We start from the raw sequence: 20,478 nt of genomic DNA, 5'->3' as shown, positions 1-20,478 counted from the left end.
TCTTGCGATAGCCATGTGACACCCTGCTTAATTATTGCACTAAAAAGAGCATAGTTAATTACACTGATATTACAAATGTTAAGGTGGGTGTCTGTTTAATTTTTACCATGGTATTATTTATAAGATCTATATAATTATTGGAAATTAATTTAATGTTAAGATGCTTCACCGCTATATCTACAATATTGTTACTCTCTGGTTGTGCTAACAATGCAATTGTTGAGCTTCAAAAACTAGATTCAAAAAGTTTAACAAACAAAAATATACAAATAATCGATGATGGTAAAACTAAAGATTCAATTAAACATATCATTGCTGGCAAGTTAGATAAATACGGCTTTAAATATCAAATTGTCGATATTTCACAGTCTAACTCTAACGTAACAAATAACCCTAAGCTGACTTACTCTGCAAACTGGTGGTGGGACATGGCTAGTTATATGCGCTATTTGAACATTGAGATAAAAGACAACAGCCAAACTATCGCACTGGTAAAAATTGACACCGTGAAGTGTGGTGGTTTTGACAAGTTTGGTTCAGCCCAACGACGCACTGAGATCACCTTAGATTTACTCCTAAGTGACTTGAGCAAAGAAGAAGCCAATGAACTGATTTGTCTTGGTGGCCAACCTAAAAACTAATCTAAAAAATTGAATAATAAAATTAATGTGTTGTGGCCAATTAATTCTAGACACTGAATTAATTGGTCACAATAGTTGTTAAAAACGAGCCAAATTTGGCTCGTTTTTGTTTTACTGATAACTGACCGCTCCGCTCTATTCCGGATCATACCCTAAGTTAGGCGATAGCCACCTTTCAGCTTCCTCTAACGTCATATTAGTTCGTTTAGCGTAATCTTCCACCTGATCCTTTTGTACTGCGGCTACGGCGTAATATTTAGCTTCCGGGTGCGAAAAGTACCAGCCCGAAACGGCCGCACCTGGCCACATGGCGTACGAGCTTGTTAGCTGCATGCCAATACGTTTTTCGGTGTCGAGCAACTGCCAAATTTTCTTTTTCTCGGTGTGCTCTGGGCACGCTGGGTAACCTGGCGCAGGGCGAATACCTTGGTAGTTTTCGCGTATTAGCTCATCGTTTTCTAGGTTTTCATCTGGTGCAAAACCCCAGTATTCTTTACGTACTTGCTCGTGTAGGTACTCGGCAAACGCTTCGGCGAGCCTGTCGGCAACGGCTTTAATCATTATTTTGTTGTAGTCGTCTTGCTGGGCGTCAAACGCATTAGCTAGGTCGTCTTCTTCCAACCCCCCCGTTACTGCAAATGCGCCAAAGTAATCTGGCGTACCTTTGGGTGCTATATAATCAGCTAGGCAGTAGTTAGCAAAATCGGTTTTTTCGGTTTGCTGGCGTAAATGGCACGAGGTAGTTAACACCTCTTTGCGTGTTTCGTCTGTGTATATTTCTATGTCGTCGCCAACGCGGTTTGCCGGAAATAAACCAATTACACCCAGTGGTTGCAAGCTGCCTGCTTTTTCAAGGTCGTCTAACATGTCGTTGGCGTCTTTAAATAAGCTTTGCGCTTGCTCGCCAACTACTTCATCGGTCATTATGCGCGGGTATTTACCAGCAATTGACCAGGTCATAAAGTATGGCGTCCAATCTATGTATTTACGCAATGTAGTTATAGATACATTTTTAAACTCTTGCACGCCAAGCTGTTTAGGCACTGGTGGTGTGTAGTTATCCCAATCGAGTTTTGCGGCGTTATCGCGAGCACGCTGAATTGTCACTGGTTTTGAGCGTGGTTTTTTACGCGCCTGTTGCTCGCGTACTTTCACGTATTCGGCTTGTGTTTTTTCTAAAAAGTCACTTTTGTGCTCTTTCGATAATAAGTTTGAAACCACACCCACCGCACGGCTGGCGTTACTCACATACACTACGCCTTTATCGTACTGAGGCTCAATTTTAACAGCGGTGTGCGCTTTTGATGTAGTAGCACCACCAATTAACAGCGGCAGTTCAAAACCACGGCGTTTCATTTCTTTGGCTACGTGTACCATTTCGTCAAGCGATGGGGTAATTAGCCCCGATAAACCAATAATATCGGCTTTTTCATCGATTGCGGTTTGCAGTATTTTATCAGCAGGCACCATTACGCCTAAGTCGATTACTTCGTAGTTATTACATTGCAGTACTACGCCAACAATGTTTTTACCTATATCGTGTACGTCGCCTTTTACTGTGGCCATTACAATTTTGCCGTTGGTTGAACCTTCTTCTTTTTCAAGCTCAATGTAGGGATCTAGGTAAGCTACGGCGCGCTTCATTACACGGGCTGATTTAACTACTTGTGGTAAAAACATTTTACCTGCACCAAATAAGTCACCTACTACGTTCATGCCGTCCATTAACGGACCTTCAATTACGTGAATAGGTTTAGCGGCAGCTGCGCGGCACTCTTCGGTGTCTTCGTCTATAAAGGTAGTTATACCTTTAACAAGGGCATGTTCAAGGCGTTTTTCAACGCTCCAACTGCGCCATTCTAAATCTTCAACGCGCTCAGCTTGTGCCATGCCTGAGTACTTAGGCGCAAGCTCTACTAAACGCTCGCCTGCACCTGGATCGGTGTTGAGTATTACGTCTGTAACGGCTTTGCGTAGTTCTTCTGGTATGTCGTCGTAAACCGCCAGTTGCCCCGCGTTAACAATCCCCATATTCATACCCGCTTGAATAGCGTGATATAAAAATACTGAGTGAATAGCTTCACGTACTGGGTTATTACCGCGAAACGAAAACGACACATTCGACACCCCACCCGACACTTTACAGTGCGGCAAATTTTGCTTTATGCGCCGTGTGCCTTCAATAAATTCGACCGCGTAGTTGTCGTGCTCTTCTATCCCTGTGGCTACAGCAAATATATTTGGGTCAAAAATAATGTCTTCGGGCGCAAAGCCAACTTCTTCTACTAATATTTTGTAGCTACGCTCACATATTTCAAACTTTCTATCGGCGGTGGCGGCTTGGCCGTCGGTGTCAAAGGCCATAACTACAGCCGCTGCACCAAAACGTTTAATGGTTTTGGCTTGACGAATAAACGGCTCTTCGCCTTCTTTTAACGAAATTGAGTTAACAATGGCTTTGCCTTGAATGCACTTTAAACCGGCTTCTATTACTTCCCATTTAGAGGAGTCGACCATGATAGGTACGCGAGAAATATCGGGTTCTGAGGCAATTAAATTTAAAAACTTAACCATGGCGGCTTTTGAATCCAACATGGCTTCGTCCATGTTTATATCAATTACCTGCGCGCCGTTTTCTACTTGTTCGCGAGCAACTGTTAACGCGGTTTCATAGTCTTCTTCCATGATCAAACGTTTAAACATGGCGGAGCCGGTTACATTGGTACGTTCGCCGACATTAGTAAATACTGCTATTTTTTGAGTCATGTTGGCGGCTCCTTAATTTAAGTTACAGGCTTCGAGGCCCGATAAACGCATGCGTACTTCAATTTCTGGCAACTGGCGTGGTTTAACGCCTTCAAGCCCTTTTGCAAAGGCGCGAATATGCGCAGGTGTGGTGCCGCAGCAACCACCTACAATATTAATAAAGCCCGACTTACCCCAATCAATAATTTCGGTTGCCATTTCTTTTGCTTCTAGGTCGTAGCCACCAAATTCGTTAGGCAAGCCTGCATTGGGATGCACCGAGGTAAAGGTTTCGCATACACGCGACAACTCTTGCACATATTGGCGCAGTAAATCTGGGCCTAAGGCGCAGTTAAGGCCAATAGAAAGCGGTTTAATATGGCGAATAGAGTTATAAAAGGCTTCGGTAGTTTGCCCCGAAAGCGTACGCCCAGAGGCATCGGTAATAGTGCCGGAGATCATAACTGGTAATGTGCGCCCTGCTTGCTCAAACGCTTCCTCTACTGCAAACGATGCAGCTTTAGCATTGAGGGTATCGAATATGGTTTCGATTAAAATAATATCGGCGCCACCTTCCATCAGTGCCAAGGTCGATTCTACATAGGCAGTAACTAAACGATCAAAGGTAACATTACGATAGCCCGGATCGTTTACATCGGGCGACAATGAACAAGTTTTTGACGTTGGCCCAAGTACGCCCGCTACATAACGTGGTTTTTCGGGTGTTTTAGCACTAAACTCATCGCAAAGTAGCCGTGCCAATTTTGCCGACTCTAGGTTTATTTCACGGCTTAGATTAGCCATGTCGTAATCTTCCATCGAAATGGTGGTGGAGTTAAAGGTATTGGTTTCGATAATATCGGCACCGGCAGCTAAAAAGCTACGATGAATATCGGTAATTATTTTAGGCTGCGTAAGGCTTAGTAAATCGTTATTACCGCGAATAAGTACATGCCAATCTTTAAAGCGCTCACCGCGATAGTCTTGCTCTTCTAATTGGTGTGCTTGGATCATAGTGCCCATAGCGCCGTCTAAAATTAAAATTCGCTCTTTTAACGCTGCACTTAGTTCGTCGTGCTTATTTTGGTCATTATTAAGAGGGTTATTCGGCATAGTTGTTAGTCCTTACGTCTTGGCTAACTAAATTAATATCATAGGGTGTAGTTTGGTACACGTAATAATTTAACCAGTTCGAAAAAAGTAAAAAAGCATGGCTTTGCCACGTTTTTGAAGGTTGTTTAGTTGCATCGTCATCTGGAAAGTAATTTTCGGGCTTGGGCGCATTGTCGCTTTTTTCGCAATCGCGTTGGTATTCAGCTTTTAACGAGTCGGCGTCATACTCTGGGTGGCCGGTAATAAACACTTGGCTGCCCGACTTATTTTTAACTAAGTAAGCACCTACTTTCTCAGAACCCGCTAGCACGACTAGTTCATTGCAAGCATTTATTTTATTTACATCTACATGGCCATAACGCGAATGCGGCACTAAAAAGGTGTCGTCAAAGCCGCGCGTTAACGCCCCATGTTCAAAGTAACATTGGTGCGTAAATACGCCGCACAGTTTATCGGTTTTTAAATCGCGCTTTATTTTATAATGATGATAAAGCGCTGCATGCGCTGCCCAACACGAAAAAAGTGTAGACGTAACATGCTGCTCAGCCCAATCTAAAATTGCGGTAAACTCATCCCAATAAGCTACATCCTGGTACTCTAAATGCGCTAGCGGCGCGCCGGTAACTATTAATGCATCGTAGTTATTGTTTTTTACTTCTGAAAAATAACGATAAAAGGTGTCTAGGTGCTGCTCTGAATTACTGCTACTGCGATGAGTGTCTAGACGCAGTAGTTCTACATTTACTTGCAAGGGCGAATTGGCAAGCAAACGAATAAACTGTACTTCGGTTTCAACTTTATTAGGCATTAAGTTAAGAATAGCCAAACGCATGGGGCGAATTTCTTGCGTTTTTGCACGAGTTTGTGGCATTACAAATACGTTTTCTTGGCGCAGGCGAGCAATAGCTGGTAGTTCGTCTTTTACTGTAATTGGCATCCTTTTACTCCTATTCATCAAAACCGAAAACTTATTATGAACAGATAAGAAAAAATATCAACCAATAGATGTATAGATGTCTAAATATCCAAATGAATTTTTTTCATCCTATTTTATAATCGTTTTTGTGCACTTTATAGTTTGTTTGTCGGTTTAAAATTGGCCATTCGTTGACTGCCTCACCCGTCAACCACTACAATAGAGCATTGTAATTTTTATTATTATTTGAAGGTTTTTTCCATGGTTTTACCTGATAAATTTATATTCTCGATGAGTCGAGTTTCTAAGGTTGTGCCACCTAAGCGCACTATCTTAAAAGACATCTCGTTACACTTTTTCCCGGGCGCTAAAATTGGTGTGCTTGGTTTAAACGGCTCTGGTAAATCAACATTGCTACGTATTATGGCCGGTGTTGACCAAGACTTTGAAGGTGATGCCTTTCCACAACCAGGCACTAAAATTGGTTACTTACCGCAAGAACCTGTTTTAGACGAAAGCAAAACCGTACGCGAAATCGTTGAGCAAGCTGTTGGCGAAGTTAAATACGCGCTTAAACGCCTTGACGAAGTGTATAACGAATACGCCATGGAAGACGCTGACTTTGACGCACTTGCAAAAGAGCAAGGCGAGCTTGAAGCGGTTATTCAAGCGCACGATGGTCATAACATAGACAACGTTTTAGAGCGCGCTGCCGATGCACTACGTTTACCTGAGTGGGATGCTAAAATTGAGCACCTTTCGGGTGGTGAACGCCGCCGTGTTGCTATATGCCGACTGTTACTTGAAAAACCAGACATGCTTATTCTCGATGAGCCAACTAACCACTTAGACGCTGAGTCGGTTGCCTGGTTAGAGCGCTTCTTACACGATTACGAAGGCACAGTTGTGGCGGTAACGCATGACCGTTACTTCCTAGATAATGTAGCAGGTTGGATTTTAGAGCTTGACCGTGGTGAAGGTATTCCATGGGAAGGTAACTACTCTTCGTGGTTAGAGCAAAAAGATGCGCGCCTACAACAAGAGCAAAAATCTGAAAAAGCACGTCAAAAGTCAATTGCGCAAGAGCTTGAATGGGTTCGTTCAAACCCTAAAGGCCGCCAAGCTAAGTCAAAAGCACGTATGGCGCAGTTTACCGAAATGCAGCAGTCTGATTATCAAAAACGTAACGAAACCAACGAAATGTTTATTCCGCCTGGCCCACGTTTAGGGGATCAAGTGCTTGAAATAACTAACTTACGTAAAAGCTTTGGCGACCGTGTATTAATCGACGATTTAAGCTTTAGCATGCCAAAAGGTGCCATTGTGGGCATTATTGGTGCTAACGGCGCGGGTAAATCAACACTGTTTAAAATGATCAGCGGCGAGCAACAGCAAGACAGCGGCAACATCACCATAGGTGAAAGCGTACACATTGCAACGGTTGATCAGTTCCGTGACGGTATGGACGAAAGCAAAACTGTTTTCCAAGAAATATCTGACGGGCAAGACGTACTTAAAATTGGTAATTTTGAGTTCCCAAGCCGTGCTTACGTTAGCCGTTTTAACTTTAAAGGTAACGATCAGCAAAAGTTTGTTAAAGACCTATCGGGTGGTGAACGTAACCGTTTACACCTTGCTAAGTTATTAAAAGCTGGCGGTAACGTGTTACTACTCGATGAGCCAACTAACGACTTGGACGTTGAAACACTACGTGCACTAGAAAACGCTATTTTAGAGTTTCCTGGTTGTGTAATGTGTATATCGCATGACCGTTGGTTCCTTGACCGTATTGCTACACATATTTTAGATTACCGCGACGAAGGCCAAATTAACTTCTTTGATGGTAACTACACTGAGTACGAAGAGTGGCTTAAAAAGACCTTAGGTGCTGAGGCAACTCAACCTAAGCGTATTAAGTACAAAAAGATTGGTTAATAGCTAATTTTAAGCTCTAGGCAATAATTAAGCCCTGCATTTATGTAGGGCTTTTGTTTTATAACTATAACTACAAATAGAATTTTATGACCCTAAATCCTCACTTGCCGTTAGTTTATCATCCTAATTACTCGTTTAGCTTTGATCCTAAACATCGCTTTGTAATGAGTAAATTTGCACATTTATACCAGCACGTTAAGCAGTTAGGATTAGTTGGCGATAACTTAGTACAGCCGTTATTAGGTACGCCAGAGGCACTAGAATTAGTACACTGCGAAAACTATATTCACGACCTGTATCATAATCAATTAGACGAAAAAGCCATGCGCCGTATTGGTCTACCTTGGTCAAAAGAGCTAATGGCGCGTACCTTTACAGCCCCACAAGGTACACTACAAACCGCTCGCTTAGCCCTTAAACACGGTATGGCATGCCATTTAGCAGGCGGTACACACCACGCGCATACTGATTTTGGCTCAGGCTATTGCATGGTTAACGACTTGGCTTTTACTACGCAAACACTAATTGAGTCGGGTGAGGTTACTAATGTACTTATTTTTGATTTAGACGTACATCAAGGCGATGGCACCGCGGCCATGCTGCAACATCAGCCTTATGCGTATACCTGCTCGATTCATTGCGAAAAAAACTTTCCGTTTCGTAAATCCCCTAGCGATTTAGATATTGGTTTAACTAACAATATGCAAGACGCTGAGTATTTAGGCATAGTTGACGACACCCTACAATTTTTGCTCAAAGAGCTAAACCCCGATTTAGTGCTGTACGATGCGGGAGTTGATGTGTGGCAACAAGACGGTTTAGGCAAACTCGATATTAGCTGGCAAGGTATAGAGCAGCGCGACCATCTCGTACTTAAACGCTGCCTTGAGCACAACACTCCGGTAGCTACGGTTATTGGCGGCGGTTACGACAGAGATCACCAGCGTTTAGCTCAGCGTCATGGCATTGTAGTTGAGCAAGCTGCACGTTTTTAATAGCTTTAGAGTTTTGGTATAAGTACATATTGCAGCGGCGCGTTAAAACGAAAAAAGGCTCCTCGAATATCTCAGAGCCTTTGTTAACTTTGGAATTAACTCGGTACTATTAACTAGGTGTATTAACTAGGTATGGTTAAATTAACCGCGACTTAAACTTAATTCAGGGCTAGTAACTGCGGCGCTATGCTTTGATAATCTACCGCCATAGCAATACTAAGTGCGGTAATATTAATAATTGAAAACGCGAATACTTGGCGTGCCCAGCCGCTTATATCTATATTACGACGATAGCCCCGCAGCGCCATTAACAGCCACCAAAAACTAGTAATACAGGCAACCGCCATAAAAGCAGCACCGGTATAACCACTAATAGGTAGCAGCATTACAACCAAGGCATATATGGCAATATAAAGCACAATATGGCGTTTTGCTTTATCAATACCTTGCGCTACAGGTAATACAGGAATACCCGCTGCTTGGTAATCTTTAAAGCGAAAAATAGCAATGGCGTATGAGTGCGGCATTTGCCACAGGCTAAACATTACCAGTAAAATTAATGCCCCCATATCAAACTCCCCAGATACTGCGCAGTAACCAACAACCGGTGGCACAGCCCCCGATAAACTGCCAATAAAAGTGCCATAAACTGAGTTACGCTTCATGTAAAGGCTATAAACCCCTACATAAATAAAGTAACCAAAGGCGGCAAAAAATACTGCTGCAGGAGTGGTATAAGCTATTAATAAACCAAAGCCTATAATCCCCAATACCACCCCATGACATAAAGCAGCCATTGCAGACATTTCGCCCGTTACTGTTACCCGGGTGCGAGTACGCGCCATGGCAATATCTATATCTCGGTCAATCACATTATTAATAGCACAACCTGATGCAACCACTAGCGATAAGCCAATTAAGGTAGCAACCATTAGCCATGGGTTTATATCACCGCGGGAGGCTAGTAAAAACCCGCCCGCTACGCTGATTAAGTTACCCATAATAATACCTGGCTTAGTTACTGATAAATAACGACGAAACATCTTTAGCTCCTAATACATCATCATTGCGTTAGATTCGTAAATAATCCAAACAGATAGCCCAACCACCATAACAATAATTAGGGCACTGAATAAAAACGAGAAGGTACTTGCACGGCCATCTTCGGTAATAAAATTAAGGTGTAAAAAGTATTTTAAATGTACCCAAATTTGTACTACGGCTAGAGTAATAATGCTGTAAAGCGTGGTTGCTTTTGAAAAGTCGCCACTCATTACCATATAAAATGGTATAGCGGTTAAAATTACCGACAATACAAAACCAATTAAATAACTTTTAACACTGCCGTGAGATTCATCGTGGTGATGCTCATTTTGCATTTGCTTTAAAGCATGTGTTTCACTGTGGCTCATTACATTGCTCCCATTAAATAAACTAGGGTGAATACACAAATCCACACAATATCTAAAAAGTGCCAAAACAAGCTTAAGCAGCTCAAACGCGTTACGGTTACTTTACCTAAGCCACGTTTAGCAACTTCAATCATCATTACACTCATCCAAATTAAACCTGCGGTTACGTGTAAACCATGCAAGCCAACTAATGCAAAAAACGAGGTTAAAAAAGCACTTTTTTGTGGACCATTGCCATGCACAATTAGGTGATTAAATTCGTAAACCTCCATACTAATAAACACCACACCTAAACAAAAAGTAACCGCTAACCATATTAAGGTCAGCGCCTTTTTTTGCCCTTGCGCGGCTATCATCGCAAAACCAAAGGTAATACTACTAATAAGCAGTGCGGCAGTTTCTACTGCTACAAAGTCGAGTTCAAAAATATCTTTACCCGATACGCCGCCAGCGGTGTTCATAAACAACACCGCGTAGGTAGCAAAAAACGAGGCAAACAATAGGCAATCGGTCATTAAGTAAAGCCAAAAACCAAAAGTAGTATTACTAGAGGTATCATGGTGCGCGTGAGCATCATGATCCTGTTTGGTATTTACAATTGCAGAGTTTAAAGTTACTGACTCTTGACTAACAGACAAGGTACTCATGCGTTTAGCTCCTTATCAGTGGCTAAAATAGTGGCACTTAAGTTATGTGCTTGTTCAATACGTGCTACTTCGTCGGGCTGCACATAGTAGTCAACATCGCTTGCATAACAACGTTTGATAAATATAGCTATGCCTCCTACTAAACCTGCCGCAGCTAACCACCAAATATGCCAGATCATGGCAAAACAAAATGCGGTTAAACTAGCAGCCATAAGTACCCCTGCCGAAGTATTTTTAGGCATATGAATTGGGCTATAGCTTATTTTACCTTGATAAGCTTGGCCTTTTTCTTTCATGTCGGTCCAGGCATCAATATCGTCAACATGCGGTATTTGGGCAAAGTTATAAGCCTGTGGTGGTGACGATGTTGACCATTCAAGCGTGTGACCGTTCCATGGATCGCCGGTAGCATCGTCAAGTGCTTCACGGTCTCTAAAGCTCACATACAATTGAATTACTTGGCAAATAATACCAAACATAATAATGATTGCGCCTACTGCAGCTATGTATAACCAAATATTCCAATCTGGGTTATTGGTGTGATTTAAACGACGGGTCATACCTAAAAAGCCTAATACGTACAGCGGCATAAACGCGACAAAAAAGCCAATAATCCAACACCAAAATGCGCCTTTACCCCAGCCTTCATTTAGCTTAAAGCCCATTGCTTTAGGGAACCAAAATGCAAAGCCAGCAAGGTAGCCAAATACCGCGCCACCAATAATAGTATTATGAAAATGCGCGATTAAAAACAAACTGTTATGCAGTACGTAGTCAGCACCAGGTATTGCTAATAGCACTCCGGTCATGCCACCTACGGTAAAGGTAACCATAAAGCCAAGCGTCCACAATACGGGTACGGTTATACGTAAACGACCACGGTAAATAGTAAATAACCAGTTGAACAATTTAACCCCGGTTGGTACGGCAATAACCATGGTCATTACCCCAAAAAACGCATTAACGTTGGCGCTCGAACCCATGGTAAAAAAGTGATGTAACCACACAATAAAGCCTAAAATAGAGATAGCACCACTGGCGTAAATCATCGACTTATAACCAAATAGACGTTTGCTGGTAAAGGTAGAAATTATTTCAGAGAACACACCAAATGCTGGCAGCACTAAAATATAAACCTCTGGATGACCCCACGCCCAAAATAGGTTGATGTACATCATGGCGTTTCCGCCCAGATCATTGGTAAAGAAGTGAAAATCGAGATAACGGTCAAGCGTTAGCATGGCCAATACGGCTGTTAAAATAGGGAATGATGCGGCAATTAAAATATTAGCCCATGTACAGGTCCAAGTAAAAACCGGCATTTTCATTAAGCTCATACCTGGTGCACGCATTTTAAACACGGTAACTAAAAAGTTCACTGCGGTTAATAATGTGCCAAGCCCTGATATTTGCAACGCCCATATATAATAGTCGACCCCCACCCCGGCACTAAAAGTTAGCTCCGAGAGCGGTGGATAAGCCACCCAACCTGTTTTTGCAAACTCACCAAAAATAAGTGACAAATTAATTAAAATAGCGCCACTGGCAGTAAGCCAAAAGCTTAAGTTATTTAAAAATGGAAAAGCGACATCACGTGCGCCAATTTGCAATGGCACTATAATATTCATTAAACCTATCATAAATGGCATGGCCATAAAGATGATCATAATAACGCCGTGTGCGGTAAATATTTGGTCGTAATGTTCTGGTGGCAAATACCCAGGAGCTCCACTGGTAGCAAGTGCTAACTGAGCACGCATCATAATGGCATCAGAAAACCCACGAAATAACATAATTAACGCTAATAAAATGTACATTACGCCTAAGCGTTTATGATCAACCGAGGTGATCCAGTCGCGCCACAGCACGCCCCATTTTTTATATTTTGTAATAAGCCCGACAATAATAAGCCCAGCTAATGCAATAACGGCCATGGTTACCATAATAATGGGTTCATGAAACGGAATTGCATCCATTGAAAGTTTACCTAAAAACAACATGGTTATTCCTCGCCTTGGCTGTGAGATGAGTGCGTTGAATGCTCGCCCATTGCAGGGTGCTTTTTATTCATATCGCCGTGTGCGCCCATATATTTCATCACTATGGTATGAAATAAGCCTGCTTCAACGTCGCCGTAGTAGGCCACTGGGTTGTTTTCGCTCGCTTTAGCCAGCTCAACATAATTGGCGTGAGTAAGGTTATTACCTTGTGCTTTTATATCGCTTACCCATTTGTCAAAACCAGCTTGGGTAGGAGTAGCAATGGCATTAAACTTCATACCGGTAAAACCTGCACCACTGTAATTGGCCGAAAAACCTTTAAAAGTACCCGGTTCATTGGCGATTAAATGCAGCTTGGTTTCCATGCCAGCCATTGAGTATATTTGACTCCCCAATTGCGGAATAAAAAATGAATTCATGGTGCTCTCTGAAGTGATTTTATATTCAACCGGCACGTTTGCCGGAAACACCAATTCGTTAACCGTAGCAATGCCTTGCTCAGGGTAAATAAATAACCACTTCCAGTTTAGCGATACCACTTCAACAGTGAGGTGCTTGCCTTTGCCTTCAATTGGTTTATAAGGGTCTAGCGCTTGTGTAGACTGCCAAGTAATAACACCTAAAATAACAACAATAACAATAGGAACAGCCCACACAACAGCTTCAATCTTATTAGAATGAGCCCATTTGGGAGCGTAAATTTCATGAGTTTGTGTGTCTCTATATTTCCAAGCGAAATATAAAGTCATCACAATAACGGGGATCACTACCAGTAACATAAGCACAGTAGCTATGATGATTAAGTTTTTCTCATCAATGCCTATCTGCCCTTTTGGATCGAGTATCCCGCCTTTACAGCCTGACAACGCCAGTACTGTACTAGCTAAAGCAATATTACAGAGGTTACGAATTATCAAGGGACTATCCTACAAACCTAAAAGTTCTAAGGTGCTGCTTTAAAATAGCGCTAAGCAACGGTTTATCGGTAAACCCAAGTTAACTAATATCAAATTATAAAAAATAAGGGGGCTATTCAAAATCTAAAGCTCATGCCAATAAAGACCTAGCAACAAACCCAGCTTTCTAAACGCATTTATATAACGTAATAAAAGTTAACTTGGGTGAGTGGTGGTTGGCTGAAATGTGTTTAAAAAACACTGAGCTACTTTGTTTACAACAGGCTAATTATTTACAGCAAGACAAAATAATTAAACCAATAACAAGGGGTAACCTTACAGACAACCTGTAAAGCTAGGTGGAGCACGACAACCATGTGCGGCTTGCACTGGTTGGCTAACTTTAGCCTCGCTAAAAGCAAAGGCTGCTTTACGGAGGATTATTCCAGCACGACGTGCTGAAAATGTATGAAACAATAACCAACAAAGGCCAATAAGTAACTGGCTAGAAATAATCGGATAAGCTAAAAATTCAGCAATTGTTAGTAATAACGGCTCTACAAAAGTGTTATCGCTTAACAAAGCTTCAAGGCTAAATGCATCCTCTGCAGCTCCGCTTAGCAGCATTAGGGTATTAAATACGACTAATGTTATAGCCACGCACACGCCTTTCCCAGCCTTATTCAAGCGCCCACACAATGCACTCTCGCCAAAGGCAAGCTGAACATTAGTATGATTACAAGATAGTGCGTTCAAAGACATTAACCTACTTAAATGACTAATAACAAAAATAACTCAATACGCAAATAATGAAAAATAACAAATCACACCTGCTGTAAGCCTAAAATCAGCTGCTAAATACAATTAGATCCGACTAGCACAAACTTGCTAAGTGGAAATTGATTCGTATCAATCGAACTTTCAAAACTTACTGAAAGTTCGAACGTGAGTATAACAAAGCAAGTGGGCTGCACAAGAAAAAATAATAAATATTTAGCATTTTTACTTCATTAATTTTTATACCTAATCAAATTTTGTTTATTTATATTGATAAAACAACGTCCAGTTCAATAACAATTTAATTAGCCTTAAGTTAGTTTTCGTTTTATATGCGTTATTACTCTGCTATTAATAACGCATATAAAAAAGCCCCCAATAATTAAATATCGGGGGCTTTTTTTTACACGTATGTTTTAAATAAAAAATACGTTACATAATTTGATTTTCTTTCCAAACTTGCTCTTTTGCCATGCGCTGTTTACGTTTATCACATGGATCATCGCAATCGCAGGCTTTATCAATACCTACGGCACCTAGGCCACCACAACTACCAGCCATAGATTTTTTTTGTACAATCATGCCCACAGCCATCGCTGCCACAATCAAAATAAGTAAAGTAAAAGTAAGAAGAAAAAGTGACATTGCTTAGCCCCTATTGTTCAGCAATAAATTAGGCTCAAACATATTTGAGCAACTGTTATTATATACCTTAGTGATTAAAATATAAACCTAAGCGTTATAAATAAGGCTTAAATGCAGGGCTTGAATATGTTATTAAACCCTCATCTGACTTTCCTATTAAATACACTGGTAAATCATGTTTTTGTGCATAAGCTTGGGCTTTTTTCATACCCATTACGGTTAATGCCGTTGCAAGCCCGTCTGCTGTCATAGCACTTGGGTGCAATACTGTTACCGATACTAAATCGTGACGGCTAGGCATACCTGTTACTGGATCGATTAAATGGCTGTATGTTTCACCTTCCATTTCATAAAAAATACGGTAATCGCCCGATGTAGCAATACCATTGGTACCGGGCGCTAAAACTCGATGCACTTCACGCTCACCTGGCTGTGCATCAGGTTGTTCAATGGCTATTTTCCAGTCTTGATTATTGGGTTTAACACCGCTTATACGCAGCTCGCCACCAATTTCTACCATATAGTTACTAATATTATGGCTTTCTAAAAGTTGCGCTACTTTATCTATGCCATAACCTTTAGCGGTTGCCGAAAACGTCAGCTCTAAGCCATCAACGGTTTTAGCCAAACCTTGCTCAGTTAAGGTAAGTTTATCAACGCCAATATTTGCCAACATTTTTGCTAGGGCTGCATCGCTTGGGCGCTTAGTTGGTTTTTTATTAGGGCCAAAACCCCATAAATCAATGAGCGGCCCCATAGTAACATCGAGAGTTTTAGTTGATTCGCCTAATCGAATTGACTCAGTAACAACCGCTCTAAAGTCTGCACTTATTGGCATTACTTCATTGGCTGGTAAACGGTTAAAAGTGTTTATTTCAGAGTCAGGTATGTACGTTGACATAGACTGATTTATATCGTGTAAAACAGCGTCAACTTCCTCTTTAAGCACTACTACGTCGCGCTGAGGCTGCTCATCGTAAAATTTAATATGGTAAGTAGTACCCATTGTTTTACCTTCTAGGTAAAAGCTCTCTGGCTGTGGTTTTTCATTACATCCACTAAGTAAAAAAATCAGCGATATTAAAAACAAGGCCATTATGCCTTGGGGAATACTTACACGATTCATCACAACCCTACTTCCATTAATTTAAGAATAAAACTTTATGAATAAAAAAGCCTCGTAGCATAATATGCTACGAGGCTGATATTTTAACCAAAACTAAGTTGTTTTGATATAGATCTTGTTGACCTTTAAGGATTGAAATAGGTTCAACCCATTTAGCTATTAGCCACCGAAATCATCTAGTAAGATATTCTCGTCTTCAACACCTAAATCTTTAAGCATAGTAATAACTGCCGCGTTCATCATTGGAGGACCACACATGTAGTACTCACAATCTTCAGGGGCTTCGTGATCTTTAAGATAGTTCTCAAATAACACGTTATGGATAAAGCCTGTGTAGCCTTCCCAGTTATCTTCTGCTTGCGGATCTGAAAGCGCGGTGTGCCAAACGAAGTTATCGTTTTCAGCAGCTAGGCCGTCAAAATCTTCAACATAGAACATTTCGCGTCTAGAACGTGCACCATACCAAAAGCTCATCTTACGCTTAGAGTTCAAACGTTTAAGTTGATCAAAGATATGAGAACGCATTGGCGCCATACCAGCACCACCACCAACGAAGATCATTTCTGCGTCAGTATTTTTAGCGAAGAACTCACCAAATGGACCAGAAATAGTTACTTTATCGCCTTTAGTTAGTGACCAAATGTACGAAGACATTTTACCACATGGCAGGCTTAGGTTTCTTGGCGGTGGAGCAGCGATACGCACGTTAAGCATAATGATGCCTTCTTCTTCTGGGTAGTTAGCCATTGAGTAAGCACGAATTGTTTCTTCGTCTACTTTTGACTCCAGGTCGAAGAAACCAAAATGATTCCAATCACCACGATATTCTTCTGGAACATCGAAATCAGCATATTTAACATGATGAGCTGGCGCTTCAATTTGGATGTAACCACCCGCACGGAACGGCACTGACTCGCCATCTGGAATTTGTAGTACAAGTTCTTTAATGAACGTTGCTTTGTTATCGTTAGAGATAACTTCACAATCCCATTTTTTAACACCGAAAATTGACTCTTCAAGCTCAATTTCCATGTCATTTTTAACATTTACCTGACACGCTAAACGACAGCCTTCACGGGCTTCACCTTTAGAAATGTGATCAAGTTCAGTTGGCAGAATATCGCCGCCACCTTCTTTAATGTGTACACGACACTGACCACAAGAGCCACCGCCACCACATGCAGAAGATACGAAAATACCTGACTCAGATAGCGCGCCTAATAGCTTGCTACCTGCTGATGTTTTAATGGCTTTGTCTGGGTCGCCATTAATCCCAATGATGATATCGCCACTTGCAACTAACTGAGATTTAGCACCAATGATCACTAAAACTAGTAGTACAACGATAGCGATGAAAACACCAACTCCTAAGAAAATATCAGTATAACCCATGATTTATCCTCGCTACCTTTACAGTGAAATACCAGAGAATGACATAAAGCCAAGAGCCATTAAGCCAACAGTAATAAAGGTAATACCTAAACCACGTAAGCCATCTGGAACGTCTGAATATTTCATTTTCTCACGGATACCTGCAAGTAATGTAATTGCAAGTGCCCAACCAACACCAGCGCCAATACCATAAACCACAGACTCGCCGAAGTTATAGTTACGCTCAACCATGAAAGATACCGCACCAAAAATTGCACAGTTAACTGTGATTAGTGGTAAGAAGATACCTAACGCGTTGTAAAGTGCTGGGAAGAACTTATCTAATGCCATTTCCAAAATTTGCACAAGTGCTGCAATAACACCAATGAAAGTTAAGAAACGTAAAAAGCTAAGATCTGCATCTGGGTAACCAAGCCACGTAAGTGAACCCGGTGCTAACACTGCATGGTAAACTAAGTTGTTAACTGGTACCGAAATACCTAATACAACAATAACCGCTACACCTAGGCCAATTGATGTGGTTACTTTTTTAGATACTGCTAAAAAAGTACACATGCCTAAGAAGAATGATAACGCTAAGTTTTCAATAAAAACGGCTTTTACAAATAAACTAATATAATGTTCCACTGTGTGCCCCTTACGCTTTAGCTTCTACTTGGTCTTTCTTATAAGTACGTAGTACCCATATGAATAAACCAATGATGAAGAATGCACTCGGTGGTAATATCAATAGACCCATAGGTTGATACCAACCACCATTTTGTACTAATGGGATAATATCAACACCGAATAGTGAACCCTTACCAAATAGTTCACGAATGAAACCAACGGTAAGTAGTACTACTGAATAACCTAAACCGTTACCAATACCGTCAAGAAACGACATAAGTGGCGGTGACTTCATTGCGTATGCTTCAGCACGACCCATTACAATACAGTTAGTAATAATTAGACCGATAAATACCGAAAGCTCTTTTGCCGTAGCGTAAGAAAATGCTTGTAGTACTTGGTCAACAACAATTACCAAAGATGCAATAATCGTCATTTGTACAATAATACGTACTGACGATGGGATCTGGTTACGAATAGTCGAGATAAAGAAGCTAGAAAACGCGGTTACCAAGGTCAAAGCAATTGACATGATTAATGCGTTTTTTAAGCTAGATGTTACCGCTAGCGCAGAACAAATACCAAGTACTTGTAGTGCGATTGGGTTGTTAGCTAAAACCGGACCAAATAGGACCGCTTTCATTTCTTTAGTATCAGCCATTATTTCAATGCTCCTTTACGTACTTCCGCAAGGAATGGACCAAAGCCATTGTCACCAGTCCAAAAGTCAACTGTATTATCAACACCGTTAGACGTTAAAGTTGCACCCGATAGACCATCAATTTGATGCTCATTGCTAGCGCCACTTTTTACAACATCGATAGGTAATTCTTTACCTTCCCATTTTGCAGTCCACTGTGGATTTTGGATTTCGCCACCTAAACCAGGTGTTTCACCATGCTTATAAAAGATAATGTTTTTGATTGTTTCGCCATCGTTTTCAAGCGAAAGGAAACCATACATTAAGCCCCATAAACCGTAACCTTGAATAGGAACAATAATAGTGTCAACTGACCCATTATCTGCTCTAGAGATGTATACAGGTGCCTCTGTCGTTACGCGCTGAATGCCCGCAATGTCAGTAATGCCTTTTTCAGCAAGCGCAAAGCTTAGCTTAGGGTCAAATTTACTTTTTTCAAAGTCAAATGCATTAACCTTAGCCTGAACTTCTTCACTTGAGTCGCTTGCAAAAGACTCACCCGTTTTCATATTAACTAAGCGTACTTCGATTTTGTTGTTGAATGTTTCAGAAACATTTTCAACTTTTCCGATTCCCGCTGCAACTAAGATATTACTTTGAATATCTTTCGCTTTATTAGCTTGCTGTAAAGGACGAAGCTGTACAGCAGCAAACGATACGATAATTGCACACACTAAACATAGCGCAACAACTACTGCTAACGTTTTACCGATTGATTCGTTATTACTAGACATTACGTGCCAACCTCCGTTTGATATTAGCTTGCACTACAAAGTGATCGAACAGTGGAGCAAATAAGTTAGCAAATAAGATTGCTAGCATCATACCTTCTGGGAAAGCAGGGTTCACAACACGGATCATAACAACCATAAAACCAATAAGCGCGCCATAAGCTAACTTACCTTTATCGGTAAATGCAGCAGACACAGGGTCGGTAGCCATAAAGAACATACCAAACGCAAAACCACCTAGTACAAAGTGCCAATGCCAAGGCATAGCAAATACTGGGTTAGTCTCAGAGCCAACTGTATTTAGCAGTAATGCAGTGATTACCATACCGAAAAATACACCTAGCACTATACGCCAAGAAGCGATACGCACGTAAATAAGGAACAAGCCACCCACTAATAATGCAAGTGTTGATGTTTCGCCTACAGAACCTTGAATGAAACCGTAAAACGCATTCCACCATAACTCCATGTTTGAAAAATCAAGTGTGCCAACAAACGCTTGACCAAGCATAGTCGCACCAGAGAACGAATCTACTGCTGTCCATACTGTGTCACCTGAAATTTGTGCAGGGTATGCGAAGAATAAAAACGCACGACCAGCTAACGCAGGGTTTAAGAAGTTACGACCTGTACCACCAAAGATTTCTTTAGCAATTACAACACCAAATGTAATACCAAGCGCAACTTGCCATAAAGGAATAGTTGCTGGCAAAATAAGTGCAAATAACACTGATGTTACGAAGAAACCTTCGTTAATTTCGTGTTTACGCACTGAAGCAAATATAACTTCCCAAAAACCACCTACAGCAAAAGTAACTGCATAAATTGGTAGGAAGAAACACGCTCCGTAGAACATTTTAGCGCCCCAGCCTGCATCAGCGGTTAATTGACCGCCTAACAGTTGAAACAAATCAACTTGCCATATATTAGCTAGTTCAAAACCTTGTGCTAAAGCACCAGCGGCCTGATGGCCAATATTGAACATACCAAAAAACATAGCAGGGAACGTTGCCATCCACACTAAAATCATCATGCGTTTTAGGTCGATGTTGTCACGAACGTGTGTCGCGCCTTTATTTACGTAGCCTGGTGTATAAAAAATAGTTGCTGCTGCTTCATACAGAGCATAAAACTTTTCATATTTACCACCGGCTTCAAAATTCGGCTCGATATCTTCAAGATATTTTTTTAAACCCAT

19 protein-coding genes are annotated in these 20,478 nt (G+C 41.3%); 3 read left to right on the top strand and 16 right to left on the bottom strand.

All coding sequences use genetic code 11. The annotated features are described in order from the left end of the window. Positions 1 to 152 precede the first annotated feature (152 nt). Positions 153 to 641 carry an Sbal_3080 family lipoprotein gene (locus tag AAEZ18_RS08580; protein WP_011328878.1) on the top strand — a complete coding sequence of 163 codons (489 nt, stop codon included), beginning with the start codon at positions 153 to 155 and terminating at the stop codon, positions 639 to 641. A gap of 135 nt (positions 642 to 776) precedes the next feature. On the opposite strand, the gene metH is transcribed toward AAEZ18_RS08580, so the two are convergent. From metH to metA, 3 genes are read right to left on the bottom strand one after another with little or no spacing between them, the layout of a single operon-like run. Continuing rightward, positions 777 to 3,407, bottom strand: coding sequence for a methionine synthase (metH, locus tag AAEZ18_RS08575; protein ID WP_350549712.1), 2,631 nt, complete (start codon positions 3,405 to 3,407; stop codon positions 777 to 779). Positions 3,408 to 3,419: 12 nt separating this feature from the next. Beyond that, a complete protein-coding gene (locus tag AAEZ18_RS08570; protein ID WP_011328880.1) occupies positions 3,420 to 4,499 on the bottom strand; it encodes a homocysteine S-methyltransferase family protein in 1,080 nt (359 codons plus the stop codon). Continuing rightward, on the bottom strand, positions 4,489 to 5,436 hold the full coding sequence (gene metA, locus AAEZ18_RS08565; protein WP_011328881.1) for a homoserine O-acetyltransferase MetA: 948 nt from the start codon (positions 5,434 to 5,436) through the stop codon (positions 4,489 to 4,491). Before metA ends, AAEZ18_RS08570 begins: the two co-directional genes overlap by 11 nt. Before the next feature lie 240 nt (positions 5,437 to 5,676). On the opposite strand from metA, the gene ettA reads away from it, so the two are divergent. Further along, on the top strand, positions 5,677 to 7,350 hold the full coding sequence (gene ettA, locus AAEZ18_RS08560; protein ID WP_011328882.1) for an energy-dependent translational throttle protein EttA: 1,674 nt from the start codon (positions 5,677 to 5,679) through the stop codon (positions 7,348 to 7,350). A gap of 86 nt (positions 7,351 to 7,436) precedes the next feature. Next, positions 7,437 to 8,345, top strand: coding sequence for a histone deacetylase family protein (locus tag AAEZ18_RS08555; RefSeq protein ID WP_011328883.1), 909 nt, complete (start codon positions 7,437 to 7,439; stop codon positions 8,343 to 8,345). Positions 8,346 to 8,503: 158 nt separating this feature from the next. Here the strand turns inward: AAEZ18_RS08555 and cyoE are convergent, their stop codons facing one another. The 13 genes from cyoE to AAEZ18_RS08490 all read right to left on the bottom strand — a co-directional run bounded on the left by cyoE (position 8,504) and on the right by AAEZ18_RS08490 (position 20,478). Then, entirely contained in the window at positions 8,504 to 9,388 is an 885-nt protein-coding gene (cyoE, locus tag AAEZ18_RS08550) for a heme o synthase (RefSeq protein ID WP_011328884.1), read from the bottom strand. Positions 9,389 to 9,397: 9 nt separating this feature from the next. After that, a complete protein-coding gene (gene cyoD / locus AAEZ18_RS08545) occupies positions 9,398 to 9,757 on the bottom strand; it encodes a cytochrome o ubiquinol oxidase subunit IV (protein WP_011328885.1) in 360 nt (119 codons plus the stop codon). Beyond that, on the bottom strand, positions 9,757 to 10,404 hold the full coding sequence (gene cyoC, locus AAEZ18_RS08540; protein ID WP_350594415.1) for a cytochrome o ubiquinol oxidase subunit III: 648 nt from the start codon (positions 10,402 to 10,404) through the stop codon (positions 9,757 to 9,759). Before cyoC ends, cyoD begins: the two co-directional genes overlap by 1 nt. Further along, positions 10,401 to 12,404: a cytochrome o ubiquinol oxidase subunit I gene (cyoB, locus tag AAEZ18_RS08535; protein ID WP_350594414.1), complete on the bottom strand. Its 2,004-nt coding sequence runs from the start codon at positions 12,402 to 12,404 to the stop codon at positions 10,401 to 10,403. Before cyoB ends, cyoC begins: the two co-directional genes overlap by 4 nt. Positions 12,405 to 12,406: 2 nt before the next feature. Beyond that, entirely contained in the window at positions 12,407 to 13,321 is a 915-nt protein-coding gene (gene cyoA / locus AAEZ18_RS08530) for a ubiquinol oxidase subunit II (protein ID WP_058373916.1), read from the bottom strand. A gap of 315 nt (positions 13,322 to 13,636) precedes the next feature. After that, complete coding sequence (locus AAEZ18_RS08525; RefSeq protein ID WP_041454755.1) at positions 13,637 to 14,056, bottom strand: hypothetical protein; 420 nt, start codon at positions 14,054 to 14,056, stop codon at positions 13,637 to 13,639. A gap of 453 nt (positions 14,057 to 14,509) precedes the next feature. Further along, entirely contained in the window at positions 14,510 to 14,722 is a 213-nt protein-coding gene (gene nqrM / locus AAEZ18_RS08520) for a (Na+)-NQR maturation NqrM (RefSeq protein WP_011328891.1), read from the bottom strand. A 94-nt stretch (positions 14,723 to 14,816) separates the two neighbouring features. Next, the gene (locus AAEZ18_RS08515) at positions 14,817 to 15,848 is read right to left on the bottom strand and encodes an FAD:protein FMN transferase (protein WP_011328892.1); all 1,032 of its coding nucleotides are present in this window, start codon (positions 15,846 to 15,848) and stop codon (positions 14,817 to 14,819) included. Positions 15,849 to 16,007: 159 nt separating this feature from the next. Beyond that, complete coding sequence (gene nqrF / locus AAEZ18_RS08510; RefSeq protein ID WP_011328893.1) at positions 16,008 to 17,240, bottom strand: NADH:ubiquinone reductase (Na(+)-transporting) subunit F; 1,233 nt, start codon at positions 17,238 to 17,240, stop codon at positions 16,008 to 16,010. 18 nt (positions 17,241 to 17,258) lie between these two features. After that, positions 17,259 to 17,867 (bottom strand): NADH:ubiquinone reductase (Na(+)-transporting) subunit E, encoded by a 609-nt coding sequence (gene nqrE / locus AAEZ18_RS08505; RefSeq protein WP_011328894.1) that lies wholly within the window; start codon positions 17,865 to 17,867, stop codon positions 17,259 to 17,261. A 10-nt stretch (positions 17,868 to 17,877) separates the two neighbouring features. Beyond that, positions 17,878 to 18,510, bottom strand: coding sequence for an NADH:ubiquinone reductase (Na(+)-transporting) subunit D (locus tag AAEZ18_RS08500; protein WP_011328895.1), 633 nt, complete (start codon positions 18,508 to 18,510; stop codon positions 17,878 to 17,880). Continuing rightward, positions 18,510 to 19,283, bottom strand: a complete 774-nt coding sequence (locus tag AAEZ18_RS08495; protein WP_011328896.1) for a Na(+)-translocating NADH-quinone reductase subunit C — start codon at positions 19,281 to 19,283, stop codon at positions 18,510 to 18,512. The genes AAEZ18_RS08500 and AAEZ18_RS08495 overlap by 1 nt, the downstream gene beginning before the upstream one ends. After that, entirely contained in the window at positions 19,276 to 20,478 is a 1,203-nt protein-coding gene (locus tag AAEZ18_RS08490) for an NADH:ubiquinone reductase (Na(+)-transporting) subunit B (protein WP_011328897.1), read from the bottom strand. Before AAEZ18_RS08490 ends, AAEZ18_RS08495 begins: the two co-directional genes overlap by 8 nt.

The sequence above is a fragment of the Pseudoalteromonas sp. 19-MNA-CIBAN-0066 genome (genome assembly GCF_040308705.1).
Classification (GTDB): domain Bacteria; phylum Pseudomonadota; class Gammaproteobacteria; order Enterobacterales; family Alteromonadaceae; genus Pseudoalteromonas; species Pseudoalteromonas nigrifaciens.
The sequence above is the reverse complement of the archived record's forward strand: the minus strand, read 5'-3'. Positions and strand labels throughout refer to the sequence as shown.